The sequence below is a fragment of the Pseudomonas sp. GW821-FHT02H09 genome (assembly GCF_059421425.1).
In genome coordinates this window covers 31,086-47,900 of record NZ_JBWKVA010000005.1, presented here as the reverse complement: position 1 = coordinate 47,900, position 16,815 = coordinate 31,086, and the positions used below count along the sequence as shown (strand labels likewise).

Sequence of the window (16,815 nt, the reverse complement as noted above, 5' to 3'; positions counted from 1 at the left end):
GACGCCGTCTTCCATGGTGACTACGGGGAAAAGACAAATCCGCACATTCCTTCAGATTCGCCCTGCAAAGCAAAACGCCCAGTCGATCCGCTGATGCGGTGACCGGGCGTTCGACTTGAACCTGCGTGCTTAAGACAGTTGCTGCTGACTCGACAGACGACTTATTGAGCGACGACAGAGCCGCTGAACTTGCTCATCACGAAACCGACAAACTGCTCGACGGTCATTTTCTGGCCGTTGAAATCCACCTGATTGTTGGCGTAGTGCAACTTGGAGACGATGTTGTTGCCGTCCAGTTTTGCCAGTTCAGTCCCGACCGCCATGCTGCTGACCATTTCACTGGTCGTGGCCCCTTGGTCGGCAATGGTCTTGGCATCGGTCTGACCGTCCATCTGCGCTTGCACACTGGCCACGTCGGCGATCATCGGCTTGGACAGCAGCAGATTGAAATCCAATAGCGAAACAAGCTGCTTGCCCACTTCCATTGGCGGCAGCTCCATCGATTGCGGTTTGGTCAGGTCGACGACCAGGCTCACGCGGCCTTCACCGTTGGCGGTATTGAGCGAGAGGTTTTCCAGGGCAATCCGCGGTTTGGCGGCCAGCAGTTTATCCAGATCAGCCTGGACCTGAGCCTGCTCGGCAACGGTCAGCTTCAGCTCTGGCGCCTGCTCACCCGCGGCAGCCGCTGCGGCGGCGGCAGCCTCGTAGGGTCGCAGCTTGTTCTGGTAAACCTGCATCAGCGACATCGCAGAAGGAATATCGACGTTCTTCATGCTCCAGGCCATGTTGGCCGTGCCAACAGCCTTGCCGTTGTAGGCGATTTCGCCAATTTTGTAGTCGGCGCGCCCCGCCAGGCTCGTGCCGGACTCGTCAGAGGAGCTTTTTGCTTCGGAGTTCTTAAGGGTCAGCACCGATTGCTTCTCGCCAAAGGTCGTCTTGGCGCTGGTCAACTCAAGGGTGTTCTGGCCCAGATAAAAGCCGTAGCTGCTCTTGGTAAGATTACTGGCCAGCGTCAGGCCGTTGAGCTCGACCTGAACCGGAGTCTGATCCTCAGCGACCGTCGACAGGTTGAGGCTGTCCATGTAGCCATTGGCTTTGACCTTCTGCGCCTGGGCACTGGCAGAAATATCGACATTCATACCGGAGAATTTCAGGTTGGATTTGTCGTCCAGCGCCAGCTCCAGCGGCAACAGTTCGAACGTGCCGTTGGTAGAACGGTCGTAACCCATGTTGAGCACGCCCTTGAGCGGGGAAGCATCCTTGGTGGCGGCGAACCATTTTTCGGTGAACGGGGTCTTCTCCAGCTCGTAGCGACTGGTCGCCATGACCGGGTACAGCTTCAGCGACATCAGACGCGAGAACGGCAGCGGGCCGTGTTCGATATGGTCGACGAATAGAAATTCAACGCCTTCAGGGGCCGCACCGAACATTTCGCCCTGACCTTTGAGGCGATAGTGCGCGGTACTGCTGAACAACTGGCGATCCAGCGATACCAATTCCAGGGTCGCGGTACCGTTGGAGCCGACCATTGCGGTTTGCAGCTCTTTGTTGGCATCGGAAATCGAGGCTTGCAGCGCCCCTTCCAGTTTGGTGCCGGTGTACCAGCCGCCGCCGGCGCTGATTGCACCTATCGCGACAACGATTCCTAACAGTACGCCTGCTGATTTGTTCATGTTTGGCCCGATCAATGTCCGTTGTTGAAAGTGTGGTGGTCTTCCCTGAACCCTTGACGGGTTGCGGCTCGACTCCGCTAAAAGTGATAGGAGATTAGCATTTGCCGTACGGGCCAACCGAACCTTTGAAGGTAATACCAACCATTCGACGATCGGTCCCACGCTGCGACGTGAGCCTTCGAGCTCAAAGGCCGAAGCCTCCCACGCACAGCCGCCACAAAGCAGCCAGCACAGAAAAACGCCCTGCGGCCTTCTGGGTTTATGAAGTATCCGGGCTGCCACACCCGATCACTGAATTGGCAGCGACCCGCGAAGGTTAGCCGCGCGCAAAATCAACGCAACCTCAAAACACTGTCGGAAAAATCCCTCCCCGTCACTTCCCCTGTAGTCACTGCCGAAGGCTCGGGCCTGGTTCAGACGATAAGAACTGACGCTCCTGGTCCCTCTCGCCCGGATTTATGCCAAACCTCGTTTTAGAGTGCGTTTTTTCTGTCAGCTCCAGGTGCAGCGAATTCAGCGCACTTCCCACAGACTATCAATCCGCAACTGGCATCCGGCCTTACCGTTTGGGGCGCATTTTTAGCTTGAAGCCTGCCATTGGGCTTCCGGCCCAAGGATGGGTCGACTGAAAAAGGGATGCCGAATGAAAAATGAAGTCGATGGATACCATTGCGCCGTGTGCCGTGATCAGGCGTTGGCAACACAACGGGCGGAACGAACCAAGGACAGAGCCTTCTGCGCCGAGACGGCGCAACAGCAGAACGCCGCCATGCTGGCCCGGCAACAGGCCCATGAAGACGAATGCAATCGTCGATGGGAAGAGAAACAGGCCGAAGAACAACGCCGACAAGTCACCGTCACCTTGCGCATCGGCGTGTTTTTCGATGGCACGGGCAACAACCCGTTCAACGTGGAGCTGGGCCAGCGTTGTGGCGCTCATCATCCGATCGCCCCGCAGGATCTGGATGGGAGTTGCAAGCCGTACATGCAGGATCCGAGCGGGAGTTATGGGAATGAGGTGACGAATGTGAAAAGGCTGCATGACCTGTACAAGCTATCAACTGACCGCGAGGAAATCATTCAGCAAAAGCTGACCTTTAAAAAAGTTTACGTTGAGGGAATCGGCACCACGGCCGGTGAGCCAGACAACTTGCTGGGCTCGGCTTTGGGTCGGGGTGAGACGGGTATCGAGGCCCGGGTGTTTCAAGCCTTTCGTGAGGTCAAACAAAGGCTTTTCAACTTCCACGATGAAAACCCCGAGCTCCAGATCCATTCCCTCATCATTGACATATTCGGCTTCAGCCGCGGCGCCGCCGCCGCGCGGCACTTCGCGAACCTGTCGATGGCGAGAATCGGCAGCCCCTTGTACGAAACTCTGGCCCTGCCCAAAAAACTCTTCGCCAACGGTTTCAGCAAAATCTACGGCGAAAGCGTGCACACCGGGTTTATCGGGCTGTTCGACACCGTGGCCTCGGTGGGCGGCTGGAGCAACCTGGGTTATGTGCGCAGCCCGGCCGCGCCGGGGGTCAAACTGCATTTGCACCCGAAGTTCTTTCCCCATGTGCTGCATCTGGTGGCGCGAGACGAATACCGTGCCAACTTCGCCCTGAACCGCCTGGGCCCGGATCACACGGAAATCAGCCTGCCCGGCGCCCATTCGGACCTCGGCGGTGGCTACCGGGACGAGGCCGAAGAACGGGTGATGCTCATCCCGCTGCAGGCACTGGACGTGCCTGTGCATTCCGATGTGAAAACTACCTCGATCTACCGCGACGCCCAACGAGCGCAAGCCCAGTGGCACGCCAAGGGCTGGCCGATGGACATGTTGAGAATTGTGACCCCCGAACCCGAATTACTACCGGCCGACTCACAGGACCGTATGGGCCAGAAACACAAAAGGGTTTTTGTCAGCTTATTGCTCCAGCGTAAGGTCAGCGCCGGGCTGGCGAAGGTGTATTTGCGGGTGATGTACGAGGCGGCGAAAAAGCACGGTGTGCAGTTTGAAGAGATCAATGAAAGACCGGGGTTACGTCCGCCTTCTGAACTGCAAACGCTATGCGACCGTTTTATCTCGGGCGACTACAGCATGACGCCCGCCGAAGAGAAGCTGCTCAGGCACCGCTACATCCATAGGTCTGCCCACTGGACGCCGGGCCTGCTCGCCGGACCGCGCACCAGCAAGCTCGAGCTGATCTATGTCAACGCTCCGACGGCGGACGCCGTGCGGGTGCAACACCCTCATGTACCGGAATGGATGCTGTAGCCATGAAACACCCTTTTTTGCTTCTAGCGCTGTTAGCTCTGAGCGGATGCCAGACACCGGACCCGCTCTCGGCAGAAAATGACCCCAAGGCCCGCTGGTGGAACATAGGTTTTACCGAGCCAGCCCATATGACCGTGTGGGTAGAAACTTCCTCAGTCGAAGATATTCAAGGCCGGCTGTTTCACGATGTCGCCGCAGGAACAGCCGGTGGCAGTGCACGCGAAGACGGAACTGAGGTCGCACGAGGCTGGGTGGGGGTGGGCAGCCCAAGCATGCCGGTCATCGGCGCCGATCTGCCCAAGCGGATTTACGTGCGCTGGCAATCAATTGTCGAGCGAAAAACCTACAGCGGCTGGATCGATATCTCGGAAGAAACCCGACAAATCATGCGCAACTCTACGGCACGACGCTGTCACAAATACCCGGAGTACACCTCTAGATTCAGCGCATCTTTAAACCTGGGCCTGGCCCCCGGCGGAATCATTCAGGTCTGGGTCTGGGACGACTGCTTCCACGCCAACAAAACCGACCGCGCCGTGGTCGGCATCGAGCCATTGGGGCCGGATCAAGGGATGTACGAAGGGTATTACGTCAGCATCAAAGCCGCCTCCAAACGCTATATCGAACGCTTCGGCATCCCCTACGGGAGCTGGTGAGGCTCTATTGAAAACGCAAAAAGATCGCAACCTACGCCAGCTCCGGGTTTTGCGTACGCCCGCGCCTACAGGGGTGTACTCGTTTGCCATAGAAGCTATCGAAGGTTGCGATCTTCGGGGCCCTCATTCCCTCAGGAATACTGAACTTCAATTTCATCCAGTTGATGATCAAAGCTCTTGAGCCGCGCAGTCCAGGTGTACACCAGCACTTCAAAGTCCCGATTGATCACCGCCCCGCTGGGCGACTCCGAGCGCGGGTCGCAGAAATCCAGTTGATAGCGTTCCCGGGCCATGGCGGTGGCGACGTCGGAGAGTTCGCGGGCATTGTTCAGCCAGTGCCGACCGTCAGCGATTTGCTTGTCCAGGACCAGACATTGGTGTTTCAGGGCCTCGAGGCTTTTTTCCAGCGGTGTGCCGGTGAGTTCTCCCATGACCTCCTGGAAGGTGCGCCCCGGTTGCCAGTAACTGCCCCAGAAGTAACGGTCAAACACCGTTTCGACCCGGCGCAACGCAACCTTGGTATCCCAGATAAGTACCAGGGTTTTGCCTTGTTCGAGCTGTTTTTTCTTGACCCGCTGGCCCTGAAACATGGCCCAGGCGACCATCACGATGGACAGTACGGCGATCAACGCGATGACACTGTCGAGAAAAAGCAGCGCCTTGTCGATCTGATGGGCCAGCATGATGCCGTAGAAATAGGTAGCAGAAAGCAGCACCACCGCAGCGATGGCGCACCAGAAGCCGGGAGCATAAGGGCTTTTCATCATTCAAATCCCCATGACCATCGCAAGCCTTGATCGGTGAATTCGCGCAATCGAGGTGTGCGAACCCAACTGTTCAAAGCATAGCAACGGCCTCAGGGTTTCGCGTGCTCAGAACCTTGCGTTCGTCCGCTTTCCCAACCACCGCCCAGCGCCAGGAACAAATCGATCTGGCTGATGGCAACCTGAGTGTTGGCCGAGGCCAGCTGGGCGCGGACATCGGTGTAAGTCCGGGTCGCTTGCAGGTCAGCCAGAAACGACGCACGGCCGGCCTGGAAGAAGCGGTGAGTCTGATCCGCCGCCAGTTGTGCCGATTGCTCGGCATCGGCCAGAGCATCGCGGCGCTGCAGGACGGCGGAATACTGCGCCAGACCGGTCTGGGTTTCGCGGATGGCGTTGAGCACCACGCCGTCAAAATGCGCCAGGGCGCCCTGGGTCGACGCTTCGGCCTCACGGATCCGTGCACGAGAGCCATTGGACGGCACGGTCCAGCTCAGCAACGGGCCGAAGCCCCAGCGGTTGGTCGCCGGTTTGCCCAGATTTTCCAGAATACCAACCGTGCCGATGGACGCACCGATGCTGATATTCGGGTACAGCTCGCCGGTGGCGATGCCGATCCCGGCCGTCGCAGCCGCCAGGCGACGTTCAGCCTGGCGCACGTCCGGCCGACGCTTGAGCAGTGTCGCGCCGTCACCGACTGGTAACAATTGTGCAATGTGCGGCAGCTCCGCGCAGCTGTTGGTACCGGCAGGCAATTGCTCCACCGGTTTGGCCAGCAGCATCGACAACCGGAACAGCCCGGCCTGACGTGCCGCCTCGTACCGAGGGAGTTCGGCGCGCAGGGATTTGAATTGGGTTTGCGAACGGGTGACCTGGGTTTCGTCACCACGCCCGGCGTCACGCAAACGCTGAGTGAGCGTGGTGCTTTGAGCTTGCAGGTCCAGCGAATGTTCGGCGATTTCCCGTTCTTCGTTGGCGGCGCAGATCTGGGTGTAAGCCCGTACAACGTCCGCGACCAACGTGATCCGCGCGGTGTCCGCTGCCGCTTGGGTGGCATCGGCGTTGGCCTTGGCCGCTTCGATCCCGCGCTGCAAGGTGCCGAACAAGTCGAATTGATACGAGGTGCTGATCCCGATATCGCCGACGTTGGTCACCGGCACTTTATCGGCCAGCAAAAACGCCTCGCCGGACTCCTGCAAGCGCTGCGCGCCCATCTTCACCCCACCGCTCCAGCCACCGGCCGACTGAGCTTCGTCGACCTGAGCGCGAGCCCGGGACAGGTTGGCCGCCGCCACCCGCAAGTCAGTATTCGACGCCATGGCCTGACGCACCAGTTCATCCAGACGCGGATCCTGATACAGCCGCCACCAATCGCTCGGTACCGGTGCAGAGACCACATTACTGTCCGCCCCCGCCAGATCGCCTTGCAGGTCTTCGCGGCGCACTGCCGCATTGTCCGGCAGATGATAATCCGGCCCGACGACCTGACAGGCCGAAAGCAGTAAGCCGAGCCCGGCCACTGCCAAGCGCACCGCCGATTTCATGGCCTGGCTCCCGACTCGGGCGTGTCACCGATAATCGAAACCGTAGCGGTACGCCCGGCGATCATGCGGAAATCCTCCGGCACTTCATCGAAGGCAATACGCACCGGGATCCGCTGCGCCAACCGCACCCAGCTGAAGGCCGGGTTAACGTTGGGCAGCAGGTTAGAGCCGCTGCTGCGGTCGCGGTCCTCGATACCGGCGACGATGCTTTCGACATGCCCGCGCAGCCGCGCCCGGTCGCCGATCACCCGAATATCGACGCTCTGGCCTACATGAATGCCGTCGAGTTTAGTCTCTTCGAAATAACCGTCGATGTGGAAGGAATTGCTGTCCACCACCGACAACACCGGCCGCCCGGCCGTGACGAATTCCTGGGCTCGTGGCGCGCGGTCATTGATGTAGCCGTCCACCGGACTGCGGATCACCGATCGGTCGAGGTTCAGCTGCGCGCTGTCCACCGTCACCTGTGCCTCGGCCAGCGCCGATTGCGCACGGGCGACCCGAGACTGGCTTTCTTCCAATTGCTCGCGAGGCACCAGGTTGCCGAGGCCACCGTTGCGTTTGGCCTCGCGCTGGGCCTGAGCCAGGGTTTCCTGGCGGTCGGCGACGGCAGCCTTGGCCTGGCGCAGGGCCAGTTTGAAACGGTCCTGGTCGATGCTGAATAACACCTGACCACGCGTCACCAGTTGGTTATCGCGCACTTGCACTTGCTGGATCAGGCCCGAGACGTCAGGCGCAATCTGCACGATGTCGGCCCGGATATGCCCGTCCCGCGTCCACGGTGCAAACATGTAATACATCACCATGCGCCAGACCACGACACAGGCAAAGGTCACCACTAACAGAGTCAGAACCACGCGACCGAGGGTCAATAAAGGTTTTTTCATGTCATCAGGTATCGACTGAGTGAGTCCACGGCGCCGAGCAACAAAGCGTAGAGACCAACGTTGAACAATGCCCGGTGCCAGACCAGACGATAAAAGTGCAAGCGCGTCAGCAACCCGTGCACCAGCAGGTACAACACATACGTAATGCCCATCAGCACCAGCAACGTGGGCAGGAACACCCCGCTGATATCCAGATCACCGATCATAAAGGCGCTCCATCGATGCCATGGGGAAGCGGTTCTTCGAGGTCGCCAGCGCCAACGAATTCCACGCCCGGCAACAGCGCCAGCCGCAAACCGCTCAGTGCGTGCAACAAATGCAGACGGGTTTCGCCATCGCCTGGCAAGCCTTGGCTGCTCAGAGAACGGCGTGTTCGATCAAGCGTCATCAACAGCGGACTCGGCGCCGGCAAACGTTCACCGGCCTTCAGGCACGCCTTGAAGTACTCGCCGACCTCGGCCACCACCTGGCGCAGCAAGGCTTGCGGCGCACCCGATACCCGTGGCATGTAGGCCAGCAAGTCCAGCAGATTCAACGCCACCCGCACTTCGCGCAGGGCGACGCCGGTGTCCTGACCGGTCATCGCCAGACGCGGCAAGTGCTGCATCAGCCGGTCGAGCACCAGCACGCCCATGTGTCGATGCTCGGCCAGGGTCGCCGGTTCAGTCAGGCTGACAATTTCGCGCCAGTTGAAGCGGGTCAGGCGTTTGGCCGCCAGCTCCGAGCCAAATGGCCGGGCGATCAGGGTCCAGACGAACGCGAACAGCAACCCGATGGGGCCTGCCAGATTGGAATTGGCGAAGCTCAGGAAATCCGCGTCGTAAGCGCCCTGGATGCTGATAAACGATGAGGTGTTGACGATGGTCAGCAGCATGCCGAGGTAAAAACGCGGCTGCACCGTGAGCGTGCCAACACAGATAAACGGCACGGCGAACGCCAGCACCAGCATCGGAAAGTCATGCAGATTGGGCAGGATCAAAAACAGGTAAAGGCTGGCGAACAGCACTGACATCGCGGTCCAGAAAAAGAACCGGTAAATCTGCGGCGCCGGGTCGTCCATCGAGGCGAAAAAGCTACAGGCCACCGCTGCCAGAATCACCGCGCTGCCACCGTCGGTCCAGCCCAGCAACATCCACAACACCGAAGCGACGATGATTGCGGTAATGGTCGACGCCACCGAATACAGCATCAGCCCGTGATCGAGAAACGGCGTCAACCGTCCCAGGCGCCAATGGCGATAGACCGCGCGCCAGATATCCTGGCTTTCGCTGTGAATCGCCTGTTGTAGGCTGCGGCAGTCTTGCCACAAATCGATCCACTCGCCGAGGCGATACAACGCGTTGGAAAACAACAACTGGCGGCGGTCGTCCAGCGCATCCAGGCTCGGTTGCAAGGCTTGGAGCTGACTGCGCAACGTTTGCCAGCGCTCGACAGACGCGTCATTGACGGTGTTTTCAAGCCATTCATTCGTTGCAAGCAAAAGCGCCGCGAACTTATCCACAAGCTCTGGCGTACGCCGCTCAAGGGCATACAAGGCATCGTCCAGCGCATCCACCACCGGCAACAGGTGAATCATCCGTCCGCGCAACTCTTTGGTATTGCGCACCGTTTGCGGCCGCGCGCCCTCGTGGGGCAATTGGCCGATCATCGGTTCGAGGCTGTTGAAGGTTGCGACCATCGAGGAACGCAGGGCGCTGACTTCCTCGGGTTGCACCGCACGGCTCAGAAAGCGCTGGCTGTAGGTCGCCGCATCGGCAAACCACTTGCCCGTCGAATCGACGAATACCGGCGCCAGGCGCCGTGGCCAAAACATGCTGCCGATCACCGCAGCGCAGACGATGCCGAGGAAAATTTCCTCGGTTCGCGCTTCTGCGACGTCCCACACCGCCAGGGGGTTATCCACAACCGGCAGGGCGATCAATGGCAAGGTGTAACCGGCGAGCATCAGCGCGTAGCTGTTGGCCGTGCGCAGGTGCAAGGAAAGGAACAGCAGAATGCCGGTCCAGAGCGCAATCACCACCGCCAGTAACAGCGGCGCCTGCACAAACATCGGCACAAAAAACAACGCCGCCGCCGCACCAAGAAAAGTACCGACGGCGCGGTACAGCGCCTTGGAACTGGTGGGGCCGACGAAAGGGCTGGAAACGATATAAACCGTGGCCATCGCCCAATACGGGCGCGGCATCTGCATCAACAAGGCGATGTACAGCGCGATCATCGACGCGGCGAAGGTGCGCACGCCATAAAACCAGTCCCGCGCAGGTGGCATGCCGGCAAAAAATCCGTTCAAGACGTCGTCACTGGTAAATGAGTGGCCGATTCAAACGCGCGGATCACCCGCAACGCAGCCTCTAGATCCGCGGGATCGATACCTTCGAGCACCTCACGGCGCAAGCGCGCCAGCTGCGCCTCGACCGCCTGCACCAGTTCGCGACCGCTCTGGGTCAGGCTCAAGCATTTGGCGCGACGATCATGGGCATCTTCAGTACGGCAAACGTAGCCGGCCTTGCACAGCTGATCGAGCAAACGCACCAGAGACGGACTCTCCATCCCCACCGCCTGGGCCACCGTTACCTGACGCACGCCCTCACCCAGGCGCCCGATCATCAACAACGGGACGGCACAGGCTTCGGAGACGCCATAGTTGACCAGCGTGGTCTGACAGATCCGCCGCCAATGCCGCGAAGCGACCACCATGCCAATGCTGATGTTCATCTGGAGAGCGTCGAGATTTTTTGACAAAAGGAAACTCGCATACTGTTAGTTTGCTAACTATCAATATGGCCCGAAGAATAAATTCAGTCAAGTTTTGAAACAAATTGGTAAAGCAGACCGACCGATCGTTCCCACGCTCTGCGTGGGAATGCCTCATTGGACGCTCCGCGTCCGCTTCGGCAGTGACGCGGAGCGTCACGGGCTGCATTCCCACGCGGGAGCGTGGGAACGATCAGAGGTAACGTCAGGTCGCCTTCAACGCTTGGGCGGTCAGGCGATGCTGCACTTCTTCCATTATGTCCAGGCCATCACGCAACGACACAAACGCCGCGTTGACCAAGCGATAAAGATCCTGATCGTCGATATCGCGGATGGTGACTGAGGTGAGGGTTTCCAGCAGATCGGTGCCAATGCGCACACGGCTACAGGCTGTTTCGTGCAGAAGATGAGTCGCCGCGAGGGTGTTGAAGGCTAGAACGGAGGCGGCGGTGGGGTTGGATGTCAGGGGACGATATGGAGTCATTGGGTATATCTCGTAGATAGTTTTTTGGGAGCCTCCATTCATCGTCGCCAAACGAAAAAGGGTGGCAGCTGTGCGCAGGTTGGCGAACCGGTCATCTACGAAACCCGGCAGACTCGAAGGTCTCCCGCGCACAGCCGCCATAGATCAGCATGCCTCTACCCAATAAGGTACAAGCATGGAATCGGTGCGCTGAAACGCGTCATAGAAAGAGGATCGCCAAATCCTGTCGCCGATGTGCGGCGACGGGGCGAACTATAGGGGGGATGGTTCGAGGTGTGCAACCAAACGGGCGCGACGCTGACTTTTCTTAGCGTTTTTTAGCTCGTTCGTACACAGCGCTACGTTCGCGCTTATCAACGGCTACCACCGAGACGACCACGCGCTCGTCAATCACTTGATAAACCAGCCTGTAGCCAGAGGCCTTTAACTTGACCTTGTGGCAGTCAGGCATCCCGTGCAATGAATCCGACTGGACCCGAGGTAACTCAAGCCGTTCAGCCAGCTTCTTTTTGAACTGCTCGCGTAGGGTATGCCCCAACTTGTCCCACTCCTTGCGTGCGGATGGCAGGAATTCAAGCTTACAAGTCATCCAGGCTTACCGGCATCGGCGTTTCATGGCTACGAGCGCGGACTAGCTCGGCCAGCTCCAGGTCATCCAACCGTTCCATCATGGCCTCGAATACATCGGCCGGAACCATATACCCTATGACACGATTGTGATTCAGCACCGCAACCGGCCCACCATGAGCCCCGCTCAATACTGCTGAGGGATTTTTCTTCAGCTCGGACACACTGACGGCCGTATCGGCCAGAACATTTTGCATATTTAAGACCTCTATTTAGGTCTTAAATCTGGTCCGCTGATAGTTTTTAAGCAACCCGGAAAAATCTCACAAATACGGTTTAACCCAAGATTTTTTTACCGCTCACCAGATTTTTTTACATTTCGCCTGTTTTCCTCAGATTTTTTTACACCCCCCGCCCCTTCCTCAGCAGCACATCCAGTTGATCCACCACCTCTGCCCAATCGGCGTCGTCCAGCACTTCATCGCGCAAAAAATCCGCCTGGCACTTGGTCCAGAAGAAGGCGTCAGCCAGGTGCAGCTCGGGTTTTAGCGGCGAGTGGGTGGCGATGAAGGCATCAATGCTGGCGGGGTCGTCGGGCAGGCCGAGTTGTTTGAACAGGGATGGCAGGCTGTGGGTGGGTGATTCCATGGGAGGCTCCAGGGATGAGATTGGGTGGGAGACAGTGATTTAGCGGACAACCTTACTGCGACTGCTGCGCAATCGATCGCGGGCAAGCCTCGCTCCTGCAGGAAATATACGGTCCGATGCAGGAACGAGGCTTGCCCGCGAAATTGCATAACAAATACTGCCAATCATCATGAATGACTCACCTCGCACACTTCGGCATGGGGCACCATTTTCAGGTACTGGTCCATGCTCAGGTGGACCAGGTTGTTGTGGTTGCCGGCTTCGAGGTAGATGTCTTTCTGGCGGGTCAACATTGGGTCGATGATCATGTCCATGCCATAGGATTCGCCCAGAGCAGGCACGGCCCCGCGTTCGCAGTCGTTGAACAGATGGGCCAGCGTGCTTTCGCGGGTGATTTGCCATTCGCTGCTGCCACGGACTTTGCTCAGGTCCAGATGGCGGCTGGCGGGCAGGACGGCCATCAGGTAGTGGCCGTGGTGGTCGTCGAGTATCACTGATTTCGCCACGCGCTCAGCGGGGATACCCGCCACCCGGGCGGTTTCCAGGCTGCTCGCCGAGTGCGGATGAGTCACGACGTCATATTCGCAATGGGCCTGTTCCAGGCTCAAATGCACGGTTCTTGCCATACGCATGATGCACCTCGGTGTCCAGAGCAACTGCTTGCGGACGGTGGGTTAACAACTTGATTCCCCTTAAAAGAGTCTAGGCCGTGCACCGGGTACCGACCACTCTTGACCCAACAAACTTCTGAGCGGTTTGCCGACGTAACTGATCAAAATTCGCTCAGCCCATTGCTCAACTAAACTCCAGTTCAGGGCCAACGAATAGATGACGGCCCTATGGCACATGACTCTCCGGGAGGGTCATATGAACAAGCGTGGATGGCGGGCGGTGTTGCTGTGGTTGCTGATCGGGTTACCGACCGGGCAGGCGTGGGCTGTGGACCCGGTGATTGTGCTTACGGTGAACGATGTGATCAGCCCGGCCAGCGCCGATTATGTGGTTCGGGGCTTGAGCAAAGCAGTCGATGAGCACGCGCAATTAGTGGTGCTGGGCATCGACACACCGGGCGGGCTGGACACCTCTATGCGAGCGATTATCAAGGCGATCCTCGCCAGCCCCGTGCCAGTGGCCAGTTTCGTCGCCCCCAGCGGTGCCCGCGCTGCCAGTGCCGGGACCTATATTCTCTATGCCAGCCATGTCGCTGCCATGGCGCCAGGCACCAACCTGGGTGCTGCGACGCCGGTGCAAATCGGTGGCCTGCCCGGGCAACCAAACCCACCGGCGGCACCACGTACCGACAAGAATCCAGAGCCTGAAAACACCACAGACACTCTGACCCACAAACAGATCAATGACGCTGCCGCTTACATCCGTGGCCTGGCGCAATTGCGCGGGCGCAACGTCGACTGGGCCGAGCAAGCGGTGCGTGAAGCCGTCAGCCTGTCGGCTCAGGAGGCGCTGAAGCTCAAGGTGGTCGACTACGTGGCGAATGACCTGAACGGTCTGCTCAAACAGCTTGATGGCAAGACCTTTAGCGTCGCCGGGCAGGAGGTGCAACTGCACACCTTCGACGCCCCGTTGATCAACCATGACCCGGACTGGCGCACGCAACTGCTGTCGGTGATCGCCCATCCCAGCGTGGCATTGATCCTGATGATGATCGGCATCTATGGACTGTTTTTCGAACTCATGAGCCCAGGCACAGGCGTCAGCGGCGTGCTGGGTGGGATCTGCCTGTTGCTCGGGTTGTATGCCTTGCAGTTATTGCCGGTGAATTACGCCGGTGTAGCGCTGATTTTGCTGGGCATCGCGTTCATGGTGGCGGAAGCCTTCTTACCGACGTTCGGGGTGATCGGCTTCGGCGGAATTGCCTCTTTTGTGGTGGGCGCAGTGATTCTGATGGACACCGATGTGCCGGGTTATGGCATTCCGCTGCCCTTGATCATCGGCCTGGCCGTGGTCAGTTCCGCGCTGTTTGTGACACTGGCGAGCATGGCGATGAGGGCGCGGCAGCGAAAAGTCGTCAGCGGCGATGCCGGGCTGGTGGGCAGCGTCACGCCGGTGACCGCCGTGCAACCTGATAACCCTTACAACGGCTGGGTGCAGCTGCAAGGGGAAAACTGGCAGGTCCTGAGCCCAATGCCACTGCGACCCGGACAACGGGTTCAGGTGTTGGCACGCAAAGGGCTGCTACTGGAAGTGACCGCGGCGCAGGCGACACCACGAGGAGAATGATCATGGGTCTGGAATTGGGTTTTGGCGCGCTAATTGCGCTGTTGATTCTGTTGGCCGCATTAACGTTTCGGATCCTGCGCGAATATGAACGCGGGGTGGTGTTCCAGCTCGGACGTTTCTGGCAGGTCAAGGGTCCCGGACTGATTCTGTTGATTCCGATGGTCCAGCAAATGGTCAGGGTGGACCTGCGCACCGTGGTGCTCGACATACCGCCACAAGACGTGATTACCCGCGACAACGTCTCGGTGAAGGTCAATGCGGTGCTGTACTTCCGGGTACTCGACCCGCAGAAGGCGATCATCCAGGTCGAAGACTTTCTCATGGCCACCAGCCAATTGGCGCAAACCACGTTGCGGGCGGTGCTGGGCAAACATGAACTGGACGAACTGCTGGCCGAACGCGAACGCCTGAACACCGATGTCCAGCAAGTACTCGATGCCCAGACCGATGCCTGGGGAATCAAAGTGGCCAACGTCGAGATCAAGCACGTCGACCTCAACGAATCGATGATCCGTGCTATCGCCAAACAGGCCGAAGCCGAACGGGAACGGCGGGCCAAGGTGATCCACGCCGAAGGCGAACTGCAGGCCTCGGAAAAGCTCATGCAAGCCGCCGAAATGCTCGGCCGTCAGCCTGGCGCGATGCAGTTGCGCTACATGCAGACCCTGGGTGCGATTGCCGGTGACAAGAGCTCGACCATCGTCTTTCCGCTACCGATCGAATTGTTGAAGGGCATGGCGAACTTATCGTCGAATGGGTGATGCACGTGAGCTTGACGATCCCCCTGTAAATTCACTTACTGTCGTTCGACATGAGCCGCCACAGGTACCGCTATATCCCCCGCCGCCCAGGCGGCTTCACGGCTGGCCAAGGCGTTGGCAATCGACTCGACCTGAGTCGACTGCACCTGATCCGGTAGCGGATCAAGCCCGGCGCTGGCGAAGATCTGTCCATACGCGTTGCGTAGATCGGCATAAGACAGGTCACGCCGCAAATCTGCCTGCAGGGTGTTCAGTTCGCCCTGGATCAGGTCCAGCTCACCCAACCCGGCCGCTTGATGGCGATTGCGCAATTGGCCGACGATTTGCCCGTCGATGCTGGCCAGTTGTTGGTTGGTTTTGAACTGACGCAGCGCTTCACGGTAGTTGGCGTTGGCCACATAGAGCTGCGCCAGCACGGCAATCGACATCGCCTGACGGCGCGCCGTGGCGACTTGTTCGCCGGCCTTGGCGACATCGATGGCCGCCGGAGCGGAAATCACGTTGAACAGGTTCCAGGTAACTTTCACCCCGTAGTCGGCCCACTTGTCATTGACCAAAAACGAGTTGCTGTCGTAGTGCCCGCCAGCCGAGAACTCAAGCCCTGGCAGTAACCGCAGCATGGCCTTGCGGGTTTCTGCGGCGCTGATGCGCGTCTGGTAGTCCTGCTCACGCAGTTCGGGGCGGCTGGTCAGGGCTTCCTGTTCCAGGCTCGCCAGGTCGACTTTCAACTCGGGAATGTCGTAATCGTCCGGGGTCGCCAGGGTCAAGGAGGTGCCTATCGGCAGGTTGATCAGGGTCGCCAGTTCGGTTTTGGCCAGGGACAGTGCCTGGCGCTGTTCCTCCAGTTGACGGGTGGCTTCGATCAGCGAGCGTTGGTAACCCAAGGCTTGTATCGGATCACCGATGCGCTGTTCGCTCATGCTCTGACTGTTGACCTTAGCCGTATCGACCCGCGCCATCAGGCTGTCGATCTGCTTGAGCAGGCGTTCGGCGGCTACCGCACGCCAGTAGGCTGAGCGCACGTCCTGGACGATGGTGTTGATCACCTTGCGCCGACGCTCCTGAACGATCAACCGTTGGTCGCCCTGCTGTTTGGCGTTGATGTAGCTGACGCCAAAGTCGAGCACGTTCCAGACCATGGTCAGGTCGGCCACCCTGCGGTCGCGGTCCTGAGAGGTCGAGGGTTCCAGAGACTGGGTGCCGGTCTGCACACTCTGGCTGCTGGAGCCGCTGACGTTGTTACGCCCCACGTACCCGGCATCCAGCGCCATGCGCGGCAGCATGTCAAAACTGGCGAGGTCCAGTTGGCGCTTGGCCAGGGCCTCTTCCATGATTTTCAACCGGCCTTCGAGGTTGTACTTCACCGCGCGAGCCATGGCCTGATGCAATGTCAAAGGACCGCTTAATGGCTCCTGATCCTTGTACATGCTGAGCAAATCGCTTTTGGCGCGCTGCTCGCTGACACTGCGTTCAATCGGTTCACTTTTGATTGCGCATCCGCTGACCATCACCGCCAGCAGGCTGACACCAAACAACTTATGACTTCTTCTCATCCTTGGCTTACCCCCGGGTCCAGCCC

At 59.1% G+C, this 16,815-nt stretch carries 17 protein-coding genes; 4 read left to right on the top strand and 13 right to left on the bottom strand.

Annotated elements, in window-relative coordinates:
- Positions 1-161 precede the first annotated feature (161 nt).
- On the bottom strand, positions 162-1,673 hold the full coding sequence (locus tag AC07VR_RS08030; RefSeq protein ID WP_495010949.1) for a YdgA family protein: 1,512 nt from the start codon (positions 1,671-1,673) through the stop codon (positions 162-164).
- A gap of 643 nt (positions 1,674-2,316) precedes the next feature.
- Here AC07VR_RS08030 and AC07VR_RS08025 point away from each other — a divergent pair.
- Positions 2,317-3,936 (top strand): T6SS phospholipase effector Tle1-like catalytic domain-containing protein, encoded by a 1,620-nt coding sequence (locus tag AC07VR_RS08025; RefSeq protein ID WP_495010948.1) that lies wholly within the window; start codon positions 2,317-2,319, stop codon positions 3,934-3,936.
- Positions 3,937-3,938: 2 nt separating this feature from the next.
- A complete protein-coding gene (locus AC07VR_RS08020; RefSeq protein ID WP_495010947.1) occupies positions 3,939-4,592 on the top strand; it encodes a DUF2931 family protein in 654 nt (217 codons plus the stop codon).
- 131 nt (positions 4,593-4,723) lie between these two features.
- On the opposite strand, the gene AC07VR_RS08015 is transcribed toward AC07VR_RS08020, so the two are convergent.
- The 11 genes from AC07VR_RS08015 to AC07VR_RS07965 all read right to left on the bottom strand — a co-directional run bounded on the left by AC07VR_RS08015 (position 4,724) and on the right by AC07VR_RS07965 (position 12,869).
- A complete protein-coding gene (locus tag AC07VR_RS08015; protein ID WP_494994476.1) occupies positions 4,724-5,356 on the bottom strand; it encodes an NADH:ubiquinone oxidoreductase subunit N in 633 nt (210 codons plus the stop codon).
- Positions 5,357-5,448: 92 nt separating this feature from the next.
- A complete protein-coding gene (locus AC07VR_RS08010; RefSeq protein WP_494994477.1) occupies positions 5,449-6,897 on the bottom strand; it encodes an efflux transporter outer membrane subunit in 1,449 nt (482 codons plus the stop codon).
- Positions 6,894-7,784: an efflux RND transporter periplasmic adaptor subunit gene (locus tag AC07VR_RS08005; protein ID WP_494994478.1), complete on the bottom strand. Its 891-nt coding sequence runs from the start codon at positions 7,782-7,784 to the stop codon at positions 6,894-6,896. Before AC07VR_RS08005 ends, AC07VR_RS08010 begins: the two co-directional genes overlap by 4 nt.
- Positions 7,781-7,990 (bottom strand): DUF1656 domain-containing protein, encoded by a 210-nt coding sequence (locus AC07VR_RS08000; protein WP_030128598.1) that lies wholly within the window; start codon positions 7,988-7,990, stop codon positions 7,781-7,783. Before AC07VR_RS08000 ends, AC07VR_RS08005 begins: the two co-directional genes overlap by 4 nt.
- Entirely contained in the window at positions 7,987-10,074 is a 2,088-nt protein-coding gene (locus tag AC07VR_RS07995) for an FUSC family protein (protein ID WP_495010946.1), read from the bottom strand. Before AC07VR_RS07995 ends, AC07VR_RS08000 begins: the two co-directional genes overlap by 4 nt.
- A complete protein-coding gene (locus AC07VR_RS07990; RefSeq protein ID WP_494994480.1) occupies positions 10,071-10,499 on the bottom strand; it encodes a MarR family winged helix-turn-helix transcriptional regulator in 429 nt (142 codons plus the stop codon). Before AC07VR_RS07990 ends, AC07VR_RS07995 begins: the two co-directional genes overlap by 4 nt.
- A 244-nt stretch (positions 10,500-10,743) precedes the next feature.
- A complete protein-coding gene (locus AC07VR_RS07985) occupies positions 10,744-11,022 on the bottom strand; it encodes a hypothetical protein (protein ID WP_494994481.1) in 279 nt (92 codons plus the stop codon).
- Between the two features lie 307 nt (positions 11,023-11,329).
- Positions 11,330-11,611: a type II toxin-antitoxin system RelE family toxin gene (locus tag AC07VR_RS07980; RefSeq protein ID WP_494995717.1), complete on the bottom strand. Its 282-nt coding sequence runs from the start codon at positions 11,609-11,611 to the stop codon at positions 11,330-11,332.
- Positions 11,601-11,846, bottom strand: coding sequence for a type II toxin-antitoxin system Phd/YefM family antitoxin (locus AC07VR_RS07975; RefSeq protein ID WP_494995716.1), 246 nt, complete (start codon positions 11,844-11,846; stop codon positions 11,601-11,603). The genes AC07VR_RS07980 and AC07VR_RS07975 overlap by 11 nt, the downstream gene beginning before the upstream one ends.
- Positions 11,847-11,991: 145 nt before the next feature.
- Entirely contained in the window at positions 11,992-12,237 is a 246-nt protein-coding gene (locus tag AC07VR_RS07970; RefSeq protein ID WP_495010945.1) for a DUF2789 domain-containing protein, read from the bottom strand.
- Between the two features lie 167 nt (positions 12,238-12,404).
- Complete coding sequence (locus AC07VR_RS07965) at positions 12,405-12,869, bottom strand: aminoacyl-tRNA deacylase (RefSeq protein ID WP_494995714.1); 465 nt, start codon at positions 12,867-12,869, stop codon at positions 12,405-12,407.
- A 235-nt stretch (positions 12,870-13,104) separates the two neighbouring features.
- Here AC07VR_RS07965 and AC07VR_RS07960 point away from each other — a divergent pair, with 235 nt between their 5' ends.
- Positions 13,105-14,475: an NfeD family protein gene (locus AC07VR_RS07960; RefSeq protein ID WP_495010944.1), complete on the top strand. Its 1,371-nt coding sequence runs from the start codon at positions 13,105-13,107 to the stop codon at positions 14,473-14,475.
- Positions 14,475-15,236, top strand: a complete 762-nt coding sequence (locus AC07VR_RS07955; RefSeq protein ID WP_495011082.1) for a slipin family protein — start codon at positions 14,475-14,477, stop codon at positions 15,234-15,236. Before AC07VR_RS07960 ends, AC07VR_RS07955 begins: the two co-directional genes overlap by 1 nt.
- 35 nt (positions 15,237-15,271) lie before the next feature.
- On the opposite strand, the gene AC07VR_RS07950 is transcribed toward AC07VR_RS07955, so the two are convergent.
- Positions 15,272-16,789: a TolC family protein gene (locus AC07VR_RS07950; RefSeq protein ID WP_495010943.1), complete on the bottom strand. Its 1,518-nt coding sequence runs from the start codon at positions 16,787-16,789 to the stop codon at positions 15,272-15,274.
- Positions 16,790-16,815 lie beyond the last annotated feature (26 nt).

Excerpts from the sequence above, each read along its gene's own strand:
- AC07VR_RS07975 (WP_494995716.1), bottom strand. The coding sequence starts at position 11,846 with ATGCAAAATGTTCTGGCCGATACGGCCGTCAGTGTGTCCGAGCTGAAG.
- AC07VR_RS08020 (WP_495010947.1), top strand. The coding sequence starts at position 3,939 with ATGAAACACCCTTTTTTGCTTCTAGCGCTGTTAGCTCTGAGCGGATGC.
- AC07VR_RS07970 (WP_495010945.1), bottom strand. The coding sequence starts at position 12,237 with ATGGAATCACCCACCCACAGCCTGCCATCCCTGTTCAAACAACTCGGC.
- AC07VR_RS07965 (WP_494995714.1), bottom strand. The coding sequence starts at position 12,869 with ATGCGTATGGCAAGAACCGTGCATTTGAGCCTGGAACAGGCCCATTGC.
- AC07VR_RS08015 (WP_494994476.1), bottom strand. The coding sequence starts at position 5,356 with ATGAAAAGCCCTTATGCTCCCGGCTTCTGGTGCGCCATCGCTGCGGTG.
- AC07VR_RS07985 (WP_494994481.1), bottom strand. The coding sequence starts at position 11,022 with ATGACTCCATATCGTCCCCTGACATCCAACCCCACCGCCGCCTCCGTT.
- AC07VR_RS08025 (WP_495010948.1), top strand. The coding sequence starts at position 2,317 with ATGAAAAATGAAGTCGATGGATACCATTGCGCCGTGTGCCGTGATCAG.
- AC07VR_RS08005 (WP_494994478.1), bottom strand. The coding sequence starts at position 7,784 with ATGAAAAAACCTTTATTGACCCTCGGTCGCGTGGTTCTGACTCTGTTA.
- AC07VR_RS08010 (WP_494994477.1), bottom strand. The coding sequence starts at position 6,897 with ATGAAATCGGCGGTGCGCTTGGCAGTGGCCGGGCTCGGCTTACTGCTT.
- AC07VR_RS08000 (WP_030128598.1), bottom strand. The coding sequence starts at position 7,990 with ATGATCGGTGATCTGGATATCAGCGGGGTGTTCCTGCCCACGTTGCTG.
- AC07VR_RS07980 (WP_494995717.1), bottom strand. The coding sequence starts at position 11,611 with ATGACTTGTAAGCTTGAATTCCTGCCATCCGCACGCAAGGAGTGGGAC.
- AC07VR_RS07990 (WP_494994480.1), bottom strand. The coding sequence starts at position 10,499 with ATGAACATCAGCATTGGCATGGTGGTCGCTTCGCGGCATTGGCGGCGG.
- AC07VR_RS08030 (WP_495010949.1), bottom strand. The coding sequence starts at position 1,673 with ATGAACAAATCAGCAGGCGTACTGTTAGGAATCGTTGTCGCGATAGGT.
- AC07VR_RS07950 (WP_495010943.1), bottom strand. The coding sequence starts at position 16,789 with ATGAGAAGAAGTCATAAGTTGTTTGGTGTCAGCCTGCTGGCGGTGATG.
- AC07VR_RS07960 (WP_495010944.1), top strand. The coding sequence starts at position 13,105 with ATGAACAAGCGTGGATGGCGGGCGGTGTTGCTGTGGTTGCTGATCGGG.